Origin of the sequence: Buchnera aphidicola (Aphis glycines), assembly GCF_001280225.1 — a bacterium.
In the GTDB taxonomy this organism is placed as follows: Bacteria; Pseudomonadota; Gammaproteobacteria; order Enterobacterales; family Enterobacteriaceae; genus Buchnera; species Buchnera aphidicola_E.
On sequence record NZ_CP009253.1, the window covers coordinates 145839 to 158409 of the forward strand.

The window sequence follows — 12571 nt, forward strand, 5'->3', positions numbered from 1 at the left end:
GTAGAAAAAAAATGAGTACTTATTTTATTAGTGATATTCATGGTTGTTATAGAGAATTCAAAATACTTTTAAAAAAATCAAATTTCAATATCAAAACAGATTATTTATGGATTGCAGGTGATTTAGTTTCTAGAGGTCCTAATTCATTACAAGTAATTAGATATTTATATTCTATACAAGACAGAATAAATATAGTACTTGGAAATCATGATTTAAATTTAATTGCAGTTTATTCTGGAATAAAGGCCAATAAAAAGGAAAACTATTTTGAAGATTTTTTATCTGCCAAAGACAGTGATCAATTGATCAATTGGTTGCGTTCTCAATCTATTTTAAAAATTCATGAAACACAAAAAATTATTATGGTACATGCGGGGATTAGTTCAAAATGGAATTTAGAGACTATGAAAGCATGTGCTTTAGAAATTGAAAAATCTCTATTAAGTAATGATTATGCTTTATTTTTAAAGTCTGTTTTTAATAATAAAATAAATTATTGGAGTTCTAATTTAAGCAAAATTGATCGATTAAGATATAGTATGAATGTTTTTACACGTATGAGATATTGTTACCCTAATGGAAAGTTAAATCTTATATGTAAAAAATCTCCTAGTGTTGTTAAGTATCCATTATTACCATGGTTTTTGATATCAAATCAATTTCAAGAAAAATATTCTATTATTTTCGGACATTGGTCGAGTTTAAAAGATACGCCTGTTCCTAGTATATTTTTTCCATTAGATAAAGGTTGTTGTTGGGGTGGAAAATTACTATTGCTACGATGGGAAGACAAAAAATGTTTTTATCAATCTTATTTAGGATAAAATATATCATTTAAAATAAGTATATAAATCTATTTATTTGAAAATTAAAATATAATTTTATCTTGTTAATATTTCGAAACAAAAATCATAATTGTGTTTTCTATCTTTAAAAAATTTTTTTTTGAATATTGTGTTCCAACTTTTAAATAATTTATACTTCGGAAAATAAGTATCTCCAGAAATATTACAATTTACATGGGTAAGATATAGTTTGGTAGCATAAAATAACATTTGTTGATATATTGTAGATCCTCCAATAACCATTATTTCTTCATTTTTTCTATTTTTCGAGCATACAGAAGAGATTATGGCGCTATTAATTGAATCTGCCCATATGATATTTTTTTTAACGATTTTTTTTCTACTAATTACTATATTAGTACGCATAGGTAAAAAATTTTTTATAGATTCCCAGGTTAAACGTCCCATAATAATGTTTTTATTTATCGTATTTTTTTTAAACCATTTTAAATCTTCTGGGAGATACCAGGGTATTTTGTTTTTATCTCCAATAACCAGATTATTGGAAATAGCTGCGATAAGACTAATTTTCATATATAAATTTTTTTAAGAGTTATAAATATGTTTTTCAACATATTTATAAAAATAAGTTGAGTTATCAAAATAGAATTTAATTTTTTAAATTTATTTTCTTATGTATTTCTTGTAATGATATAATATTTTTTGTTGGATCTTCGTTTAACGCCATAACTGTGGCAAATGCACCATTAATAGTTGTATCATAATGTACTTTATATTGTAAAGCGCTCCGACAAATTAATTTTGAATCCTTTAATCCTTGATGACAAGAGGTTGTATTTACAATATATACATATTCTCTATTTTTTAAACGATCTTGTACATGAGGTCTTCCTTCATATACTTTGTTTACCAATCTAGAAAGAATGCCAGATTTTTTTAAAGCTGTATATGTTCCTTTAGTAGCATCAATTTCAAAACCAAATTTTTTTAATTTTACAGCTAAATTTATAATATTTTTTTTGTCATTATCTCTTACAGAAAGTAATACACGTCCTAGTTTTTTCATATTTGTATGGGAACCAAGCATTGCTTTAGAAAATGCTTCTGAAAAATTTTTTCCAATACCCATGACTTCTCCTGTAGATCGCATTTCTGGTCCTAATATAGGATCTACACCTTGAAATTTATCAAAAGGTAATACAGCTTCTTTTACTGAAAAAAATGCTGGAATAATTTCTTTTATAAATCCTTGTTGTTTTAATGATTGGCCATACATAACACGTACGGAGATTTTTGCTAGAGCTAATCCTGTTGCTTTAGAAACAAATGGAACTGTTCGAGCTGCTCTTGGATTAACTTCGATAATATATATTTCATTATTTTTAATTGCAAATTGTACATTCATTAACCCTTTGACAGATAATTCCAAGGCTAGTTTTTTTACTTGTTGTCTAATTCTATCTTGAATTGTTTGATTTAAAGTATATGCTGGTAAAGAACATGCCGAGTCTCCAGAATGTACCCCTGCTTGTTCAATATGTTCCATAATACCCCCAATTAGAACTTTTTTCCCATCACAGATTGCATCCACATCTACTTCTGTTGCATAATTTAAATATTGATCTAATAAAATTGGATTTGTGTTGTTTGACTTTAATGTTTTTTTAAAATAGTTCTCTAACTCAGATGGTTTATAAACAATCTCCATTGCTCTTCCACCTAAAACATAAGAAGGTCTGACCATGATTGGGTAACCAATTTTTTTTGCATACTGATGTGCTTCTTCTAAAGTGAAAACTGTAGCGTTTAACGGTTGTTTTAAATTTAATTTTTTTACAATTTTTTGAAAACGATTTCTATCTTCTGCTTTATCAATAGCATCTGGTTTTGTACCTATAATAGGTATTCCTTCTTTTTCAAACTCTTGTGCTAATTTTAGTGGTGTTTGACCACCATACTGAATAATAACTCCTTTAGGTTGTTCAATTTTAACTATTTCTAAAACGTTTTCCAATGTAATTGGCTCAAAGTAAAGTCGATCAGATATATCGTAATCTGTAGATACTGTTTCTGGATTACAATTAATCATAATTGCTTCAAAACCATCTTCTCTTAATGCTTGTACAGCATGTACACAGCAATAATCGAATTCTATTCCCTGCCCTATTCTATTAGGACCGCTTCCTATAATAATAATTTTTTTATTATTTTTATTCGGATTAGATTCGCATTCATCTTCCCAAGTGGAATACATATATGCGGTTTCAGTGGAGAACTCAGCTGAGCATGTATCAATTCTTTTATAAACGGGATGTAAATTTAACTTGTTTCGTAAATGACGTATATCACGTTCTTTTTTATCCAATAACATAGCTATACGTAAATCTGAAAATCCTTTTCTTTTAATAAAATATAAAAATTTATAATTTAACCCAATAAATCCATTTTTTTTAATTTTTTCTTCTAACAAAATGATTTCTTGAATTTGCATAAGAAACCAAGGATCAATAGATGTTAATTCAAATATATCATTTATAGACATTCCTAATCTAAATGCATCGCCAATATACCAAAGTCTATCTGCACCCGCTTCTTTTAACTCATATCGAATTTTGATTAAAAATTGAGTGTCTAATTGAGATATTTTAGAATTAAAACCGGACGCTCCTATTTCCAAGCCTCGAATTGCTTTTTGTATTGATTCTTGAAATGTTCTTCCTATAGCCATAACTTCACCAACAGATTTCATTTGAGTAGTTAATCTGTCGTTACATCCTGGAAATTTTTCAAAATTGAATCTTGGGATTTTAGTTACTATATAATCTATTGATGGTTCAAAAGATGCTGTTGTATTAGTTCCTGTCATATCATTTGCTAATTCATCTAATGTGTATCCTACTGCTAATTTTGCAGCTATTTTTGCAATTGGAAATCCTGTTGCTTTAGAAGCTAACGCAGAAGAACGAGAAACTCTTGGATTCATTTCAATCACTATCATTCGACCATTTTTTGGGTTAATAGCAAATTGTACATTAGAGCCTCCAGTTTCCACTCCAATTTCTTGTAAAATTGCTATAGATGCATTTCTCATAATCTGGTATTCTTTATCAGTTAATGTTTGTGCTGGAGCCACAGTAATAGAATCACCTGTATGTATTCCCATGGGGTCGAAATTTTCAATTGAACAAACAATAATGCAATTGTTATTTTTATCTCGTACAACTTCCATTTCATATTCTTTCCAACCGATTAATGACTCGTCGATTAATAACTCAGTAGTTGGAGATAATTTTAGTCCTCTATCACAAATATCTTCGAATTCTTCTTGATTATAAGCAATCCCACCACCACTCCCTCCCATAGTAAAAGAAGGTCTAATAATACATGGAAAACCTACATTTTTTAATACTGATAGTGCTTCTTTAATATTATGTGCAATACCGCATTTCGCAGTTTTTAAATTCAATTTTTTCATTGAAAATTCAAATAATTTTCTATCCTCTGCTTTTTTTATCGCATCGATAGTTGCGCCGATAATTTTAACATTAAATTTTTTTAATATTCCCCTTTTATTGAGTTCTAATGCACAATTTAACGCTGTTTGACCACCCATAGTTGGTAGTAACGCATCTGGACGTTCTTTAATTATAATTTTTTTTACTATTTTCCAATGAATAGGCTCAATATATGTAGCATCTGCCATACATGGATCAGTCATGATGGTAGCGGGGTTGGAATTAACAAGAATAATCTTGTAACCTTCTTCATGCAATGCTTTACATGCTTGTGCACCTGAATAATCAAATTCACATGCTTGTCCAATTACAATAGGACCTGCTCCAAGAATTAAAATAGATTGTATATCAGTAGATTTAGGCATTTTTTTTTCCTAATTAATTACTGAATTTTGCTTGATTAAGTAATTTTATAAAATGATCGAATAAATAAGCACCATCATGTGGTCCTGGACTAGCTTCTGGGTGACCTTGAAAGCTAAAAGCTAATTTGTCGGTTAAACATAAACCTTGTACTGTACCATCAAAAAGCGAAGTATGTGTTATAAAAATATTTTTTGGCATATGTTTTGTATCGACAGTAAAACTATGATTTTGAGATGTGATAATTACACGATTAGTTTTTATTTCTCTGACTGGATGATTTGCGCCGTGATGACCAAATTTCATTTTTACGATATTAGCTCCACTAGCTAATGCAAGTAATTGATGCCCTAAGCATATTCCAAATATTGGAATATTAATTTTCAAAAAATCTTGAATTGATTTAATAGCATAGTGACATGGTCTCGGATCACCTGGTCCATTAGATAAGAAAATTCCATCAGGAGCTAAATCTAATGCTGTTTTTGAATCTGTTGTAGCAGGTACTATAGTTAAGTAACATCCTCGATCGACTAACATGCGTAAGATGTTTTGCTTAACACCAAAGTCATATACAACAATATGAAACAAAAATTTTTTTTCAGAGTAAGACTGGTTTTTATCGGTAAAATAACTTTTTTTATTCCAATTGTAAACTACTTGAGTAGTTACTTTTTTAGCTAAATCTAATCCTTGTAAACTTAAGCAATTTTGCGCTTTTTGATGTGCTATAATATAGTTTTCTTTTGTATCTTCTATAATACATCCATTTTGTGATCCTTTTATTCGTAAAATACGTGTTAATTTTCTTGTATCAATATCAGATATTGCAATAATATTATGTTTTTTTAAATAAGAAGAAAAACTTTTTGTACTGCGATAGTTACTAGATATTGGTGACATATCACGAATAATTAAGCCTCTTGCGTGAATTTTAGATGATTCTTTATCATTTTGATTAGTTCCAACATTGCCAATATGCGGATGTGTGAGTGTTACGATTTGGTGTGAATAAGAAGGATCGGTGATTATTTCTTGATAACCGGTGATTGATGTATTAAAAACCACTTCTCCTACAGTTTCTCCTATTGCTCCAACAGAACGTCCATGAAATTTAGTGCCATCTTCTAAAACTAATACTGCTGATTGGCCCAAAGCATCCTCCAAAAAAATTTTTTAATATTGATTAGATTTTAAAGATAATAAGTAAAATATTTTGAAAAATTAAATCTTTATTTTAACTAAAATTAATATTTTTGTCTATTATCATAATAAGTATCTTATTTATCGCAAGTTTTTAAAATACTCAATATATAATATATACATTTATTTATTATAAATTTTGAAATATTTTTTTTAAAAAATCTTTCATGTCAAATAAACCTTTTTTTTCTGAAATAATACAAGAAACTGATTGTACAGCACCTTTAGCAAAAGATTCTCTATTAAAAGCTGTGTGAGTAATATTAATTTCTTCTTCAGCGCTTGTAAAAACAACTGAGTGTTTTCCAATGATATTTCCTGATCTTATACTAGAAAATCCGATTTTTTTTGACTCTCTGACCTTTCTAAATCCTTTTTTATAATATAATGACTTGTCATTTAAATTCCATTTCATAACGTTTGATATACTTTCCCCAATAGTTAATGCTGTTCCTGAAGGTATGTCCATTTTATTGCGATGATGAAATTCTATAATATCAATATCAGAATTATTTCCTAAAACTTGAGCAGTTTTTTCTACTAGATAATATAGTAAATTTATTCCAATGCTAAAATTTGATGCTATTAATATAGCAATGTTTTTTGAATAAGATTTGATAATTTGTATTTCTGACTCTGAAAATCCAGTTGTACCAATGATTATATTTTTTTGAAATTGTTTACAATATTTTAAATATTGTAATGTACTGAGAGGATTTGTAAAATCAATCAAAATATCAAAATCATTTTTGTTAACATCTAAAGTATCTTGAATCAGAACCCCTATTTTACCTATACCAATTTCTTTTCCGATATCATGATTAATTAAAGGATGATTTTGTTTTACTATTGCCGCAGTTAAACAAGTTTTTTTGTTTTTTTCTACTTCCCGTACTAACATCTGACCCATTCTACCTAGAGCTCCGGTAATAGCAATGCGAGTTATTTTGTTATTCATAATTTTTTTAATCTTGTGGAATTGTTAAATGTTTAGGTACATTGAAACTTATTTGTTCTTTATTTCCTTCAATTTCTTTTATATTTTGAGCGCCTATTTTTTTTAAATATTCAATAACTTGTTTCACTAAAAATTCCGGTGCAGATGCACCTGCCGTAACTCCAATGCATTTTTTATTTTTTATCCATTTCTTTTGAATATCTAAAAATGATTCAATTTGTTTAGTGAAAACTCCAATTTCTTTCCCTAATTCAGCAAGACGCTTGGAATTGGAAGAGTTTTTAGAACCTATTACAAGTATCATATCAGTTATTTTTGACAACTTAATAATTGCATTTTGTCGATTTGTTGTTGCATAACATATATCTTCTTTTTTAGGACCAGAAATATATGGAAATGTTTTTTTTAAAAGTTTAATAATAGATCGAGTATTATTTATAGATAATGTTGTTTGTGTAAAAAAATTTAATTTTTTATGGTTTGGATTGATTGATAGTTTGTTTATATCTTCTATCGATTCAATTAGATGAATTTTACTATGCTTACTATTATATTGACCTATCGTACCAACTACTTCAGGATGTCCTTTATGACCAATGAAAATAGTTTCTATATTCCTTTTGCTTGCTTTTGATACTTCTTTGTGTACTTTTGTCACTAATGGACAAGTTGCATTTAAAATAATTAATTTTTTTTTTAAAGCTTGTTCTTTGGTTTTTTTTGAAACTCCATGAGCAGAAAAGACAATAATTGAATTATTTGGAATATCTGATATCTTTTCAACAAAGATAACCCCTTTGTTACGTAATTTTTTTATAACATGTTTATTATGAACTAATTCATGTTTAACATATATAGTTGTTTTATAAATTTTTAAAGCGTTTTCAACGATTAAAATGGCTCTTTTAACACCTGCGCAAAAACCTCTTGGATTAGCCAAAAAAACATCCATTTTTAAAAATCTCCAGATATGTATTTTATATAAAAACAAGATATTGTACTATGAAAATTAAGAAGCAATACATTTATTCCATTTAAAACTTATTTTTTATGTGTTTTTTTATATACATAATCATTCCAAAAAAAATACTACAATCAGATATGTTAAATGTTGCAAAATGCCAGTTATTAATATGTATATCAATAAAATCTATAACAAATCCATAATTTATACGATCTATTACATTTCCTATAGCGCCTGATAGAATAAAGCAAAGATCTGTTTTTTTTTCGTTTGTTTTTGTTTTTACAATTTCTTTAAATATAAATACTATAATTATTATACTTAATATTGATAGAAAAAATCTATTCCATGATGTTTTATTGGAAAACATGCTAAAAGCTATGCCATAATTATGTACATGAAATAAATTTAGTATTGAAAAAATTTCTTTTTTTTCATATAAATCAAAATATTTTAAAATCCAGAATTTAGATAAAATATCTATTATTAAAATAATTATTATAATTAGAAAATATTTTTTGTTTATTTTTTTCATATGAAAATTCGTCTTTCACCATTCCCTTGAGTATTAGAAATACATCTCATACAAATTTCATCATTATTATTGATAGGTATATTATAATGCCAGCATCTTTGACATTTTTTTGCATTGCTTTTTTCTAATGCAATTTTAAGTTTTGAAAATAAAACACTTTTTTTTGTCTTAGTTGGTGCTGCTTTATAATCTTTCACTGATACCTGAGATGTTAAAAATAAAAATTTTAACTCATCTCCTAAAATGTTTAATTTTTTTCTTGTTTCAGATGTCACATATAATGTGATAGAAGCTTCTAATGAATTATTTATTTTTTTATTTTTTATTGCTTTTTCTATAAATTTATTTATTTCATTTTTAATTTCGATTAATTCATTCCAAAATTGATGATGAAATATCATTTGAATGTTTAGTTCAAATAATTTATTAAACCATTCTTCTGTAAATACATATGCTGATTTTTTTCCTGGTAAATAGCTCCATATTTCATTAGCAGTGAACGATAATATAGGTGATATCCATCTAACTAACGCGTGAATTATATAATATATCGCTGTTTGGCAGCTTCTTCTTTCCAAGCTATTTTTTTTTAAAGTATATTGCCTATCTTTAATAATATCAAGATAAAAAGAGCCCATGTCAATTGAACAAAAATGCATTAATTTTTGTATTACCCCATGAAAATTATACTTATTGTAAAGTTGAATAATATCTTCTTGTACTATTTTGGTTCGAGCAATAGCCCATTGATCTAAGTAGATCATTTTTTCTTTAGGAATAATATCTGTATTTGGATTAAAATCATTTATGTTAGCTAACATAAAACGTGCTGTATTTCTTATTCTTCGATAAATATCTGATGTCCGTTTTAAAATTTCATTAGAAATAGAAATATCATTAGAATAGTTGGAAGAAGCAACCCACAGTCTTAAAACATCTGCTCCTAATGTTTTAATTACATCGTTAGGACTAATAGTATTGCCTATAGATTTAGACATTTTTTGCCCATTTCCATCAACTACAAATCCATGTGTTAAAACTTCTGAGTAAGGTGCTTTTTTATTAATTAACATTGATATCATCAATGATGACATAAACCAACCTCGATGTTGATCCGAACCTTCTAAGAACATATCTGCATAATTTTTTTTGTTTTTTTTGTTCTTATATTGTATACTTGTATGAGTGTTTCCCGATTCAAACCAGACATCTAATATATCAAAAATTTGATCATATAAATAATGTTCTTCTCCTAGTATTTCTTTTAAATCCATATTCCACCATGCTTGAATTCCTGATATTTCTACTTGTTTAACTATTTTTTTCATTATAATAGAGTTCTGAGGATGTATTTTTCCTGTTTCTTTATTTATAAAAATAGACATTGGAACACCCCATTTTCTTTGCCTTGAAATACACCAATCAGGTCTTTTTTTAATCATTTCTTTAATTCTAGATTTCCCCCATTGAGGAATCCATGCAACTTTTTTAATTTCTTCAATAGTATTGAAGCGTAAATTGTTTTTGTTAATATCAATAAACCATTGTGGAGTCGCTCGAAATATGATAGGAGTTTTGTGTCTCCAGCAGTGCGGGTAGCTATGATGTAAAGATTCGCGATGTAACAAGCAATTGTATTCAATTAACAATTTTATAATAATTTTATTAGATTGAAAAATATTAATACCATCTAATTTTGGATGTATATTTTTTTTAAAATCACCTTTATAGTTAATTAAATCGATTGTATTTATATTGTATTTTTGACAGATAGAATAATCATCTTGTCCATGGTCCGGTGATGTGTGTACTGCTCCTGTTCCTACTTCAAGAGTAACATGTTTTCCTAATATTACAGGTAATGAAACATTATTTAAAAACGGATGTAAAAACTTTATACCTTCTAGTTGCTTCCCTTTAATCGAAATTAAATAATTCCAATGTTTTATGTTTAAACTATTAAGCGTGCTTTTTACCAATCCTGTGGCTAAAATTAAATTATACTTTTCTGTTTCAATTACATCGTATTTAAAATCCGGGTGCACTGTGATGGCTTGACTAGATGGAAGTGTCCATGGAGTAGTAGTCCAAATAGGTAAGTATATTTCTTTTTCTTTTAAGATATCAGTATTTAATATTTTTTTTAACTTTTTATCATTACTTTTCATTGCAACAAAAATTGCATCTGATTTTTTATCAAAATATTCAATTTCTGCATCAGATAAAGACGATTGACATTCTAAACACCAATGTACAGGTTTGAAATCTCTATATAAATATTGTTTTTCAATGATTTTAGAGAGTGTATTAATTATATTTGCTTCATTTTTGTAATCCATTGTAAGATAAGGATTTTCCCAATCTCCAATTACTCCTAATTTAATAAAATCTTTTTTTTGTTTATCTACTTGATTGTTTGCATATTTTCTACATTTTGCTTGAAATATTGCAGTACTTATTTTTTTTTTATGTGTTCCTATTTTTTCTTCAACTTTCTGTTCAATAGGTAATCCATGACAATCCCATGATGGTATATATGGTGCATCAAAACCAGATAAATTTTTTGATTTAATTATTATATCTTTCAAGATTTTATTAACTGCATGTCCAATGTGAATATTCCCATTGGCATATGGAGGTCCGTCATGTAAAAGAAAAATTTCTTTGTTTTCTTTACTTTTTCTAATTATTTGATAAAGATTATTTTCATACCAATTTTTTAAGATTATAGGTTCTTTTTGAGTTAAATTAGCTCGCATAGAAAATTTTGTTTTAGGTAAGTTTAAAGTTTTTTTATAGTCATACATAAGTTTTGTCTTTACTTTTTAGTTAATGATTAGAAATATTGAAATATTTTTTAGTAATTTGAACATCTTGAGCAATCTGATTTTTAAGTTTGTGCATAGATATAAAAAAATGCTCGTTTCTTATTTTTTTATGTATTAAAATTTCTATTTTTTTGTTATATAAATTAATTTTTGTATTAAATAAATGAACTTCAACAGTTTTATTTTTTTGTTTATTAAGAGAACTAGGTTTAAATCCTATATTACATATTCCAAAATATGTTTGTTTATAGTGTACTTTAGCCGCATATACTCCATTATTTAAGGCAATATTTTGATATAATTTTATATTAGCTGTAGGATAACCTAATGTTCTTCCTATTTGATCACCATAAATAACACGACCAATAATATTAAATGGTCTACCAAGTAATGATTCAGCTGATTTAATGTTATCTTGTAATAAATATTTTCTAATATTAGTACTGCTAATTTTAATGTTACTTTTGTATAACGGTTCTATTTCTATAACAATGAACTTATATTTTTTACTCATATTCTTTAAGAGAAAAATATCTCCATTTCTTTCAGATCCAAATTTAAAATCTTGACCAATTATAATAAATTTTATGTTTAGTTTGTTAATTAATATTTTCGTAATAAATGTTTGAGCGTTCATTTTTGCAAAAATACTATTAAATTTAATACATAAAATAATATCAATTTTATATAATTGAATATATTTTATTTTTTCTTGAAATGTTGTAATCCTTTTAGGAGACGCACGATTATTAAAAAACTCTAATGGTTGCGGTTCGAACAAAATGATTATTGTGGGTAAATTATTTTCTTTTCCTATATTACATACTGTGGAAAGTAGTTTTTGATGTCCTAAATGCACTCCATCAAAGTTTCCAATACTTATAACTGAGTGAGAATTTATTTTTTTAAGATTATGAATGCCTCGTATAATCTTCATTATTAAATTAATCCAATATAATAAGGTTATATATGCTAGAATTTATCATAAAATTTATATTTAATAATAACTATTTAACAATTTTTTAATAAAAATTTATTATATTTATTATTAATTTTTATTATCTCTTGTATCATATTTTATATATAGTATAATTTTTAATAAAATTTTTTATTTAGGAGTTTAAATTGGCTAATATTAAATCATCTAAGAAAGATGCTGTAGCATCGGAATATCGTCGTAAAAATAATATGAGTCAACGCTCGAAAATTCGTACTTTTATAAAGAAAGTTCGATTATCTATTTTGTCTGGAGATAAAAAAAGAGCAGAAGATGCTTTCAAAAATATGCAACCTGTAATTGATAAATATTCAACCAAGGGTTTGATCCATAAAAATAAAGCAGCAAGATATAAATCTGTTTTATCACTTCAAATTAAAAAATTAAATTAAAAATAAATTT

10 protein-coding genes are annotated in these 12571 nt (G+C 26.7%); 2 read left to right on the plus strand and 8 right to left on the minus strand.

Annotated elements, in window-relative coordinates; all coding sequences use genetic code 11:
* Positions 1 to 11 precede the first annotated feature (11 nt).
* A complete protein-coding gene (locus IX46_RS00720; RefSeq protein WP_053940118.1) occupies positions 12 to 824 on the plus strand; it encodes a symmetrical bis(5'-nucleosyl)-tetraphosphatase in 813 nt (270 codons plus the stop codon).
* Positions 825 to 881: 57 nt separating this feature from the next.
* On the opposite strand, the gene folA is transcribed toward IX46_RS00720, so the two are convergent.
* The 8 genes from folA to ribF all read right to left on the minus strand — a co-directional run bounded on the left by folA (position 882) and on the right by ribF (position 12109).
* Positions 882 to 1379: a type 3 dihydrofolate reductase gene (folA, locus tag IX46_RS00725; RefSeq protein WP_053940119.1), complete on the minus strand. Its 498-nt coding sequence runs from the start codon at positions 1377 to 1379 to the stop codon at positions 882 to 884.
* A gap of 76 nt (positions 1380 to 1455) precedes the next feature.
* A complete protein-coding gene (carB, locus tag IX46_RS00730) occupies positions 1456 to 4686 on the minus strand; it encodes a carbamoyl-phosphate synthase large subunit (RefSeq protein ID WP_053940120.1) in 3231 nt (1076 codons plus the stop codon).
* 13 nt (positions 4687 to 4699) lie between these two features.
* On the minus strand, positions 4700 to 5839 hold the full coding sequence (carA, locus tag IX46_RS00735; RefSeq protein WP_053940121.1) for a glutamine-hydrolyzing carbamoyl-phosphate synthase small subunit: 1140 nt from the start codon (positions 5837 to 5839) through the stop codon (positions 4700 to 4702).
* 178 nt (positions 5840 to 6017) lie between these two features.
* On the minus strand, positions 6018 to 6845 hold the full coding sequence (gene dapB / locus IX46_RS00740; protein WP_053940122.1) for a 4-hydroxy-tetrahydrodipicolinate reductase: 828 nt from the start codon (positions 6843 to 6845) through the stop codon (positions 6018 to 6020).
* A 7-nt stretch (positions 6846 to 6852) separates the two neighbouring features.
* A complete protein-coding gene (gene ispH, locus IX46_RS00745; RefSeq protein ID WP_053940123.1) occupies positions 6853 to 7797 on the minus strand; it encodes a 4-hydroxy-3-methylbut-2-enyl diphosphate reductase in 945 nt (314 codons plus the stop codon).
* A gap of 82 nt (positions 7798 to 7879) precedes the next feature.
* Positions 7880 to 8344, minus strand: a complete 465-nt coding sequence (gene lspA / locus IX46_RS00750) for a signal peptidase II (protein WP_053940124.1) — start codon at positions 8342 to 8344, stop codon at positions 7880 to 7882.
* The gene (ileS, locus tag IX46_RS00755) at positions 8341 to 11151 is read right to left on the minus strand and encodes an isoleucine--tRNA ligase (protein WP_053940125.1); all 2811 of its coding nucleotides are present in this window, start codon (positions 11149 to 11151) and stop codon (positions 8341 to 8343) included. The genes lspA and ileS overlap by 4 nt, the downstream gene beginning before the upstream one ends.
* A 22-nt stretch (positions 11152 to 11173) precedes the next feature.
* Positions 11174 to 12109 (minus strand): bifunctional riboflavin kinase/FAD synthetase, encoded by a 936-nt coding sequence (ribF, locus tag IX46_RS00760; RefSeq protein WP_053940126.1) that lies wholly within the window; start codon positions 12107 to 12109, stop codon positions 11174 to 11176.
* 188 nt (positions 12110 to 12297) lie between these two features.
* Between ribF and rpsT the strand changes: the two genes are divergently transcribed.
* Positions 12298 to 12561 (plus strand): 30S ribosomal protein S20, encoded by a 264-nt coding sequence (gene rpsT, locus IX46_RS00765; protein WP_053940127.1) that lies wholly within the window; start codon positions 12298 to 12300, stop codon positions 12559 to 12561.
* Positions 12562 to 12571 lie beyond the last annotated feature (10 nt).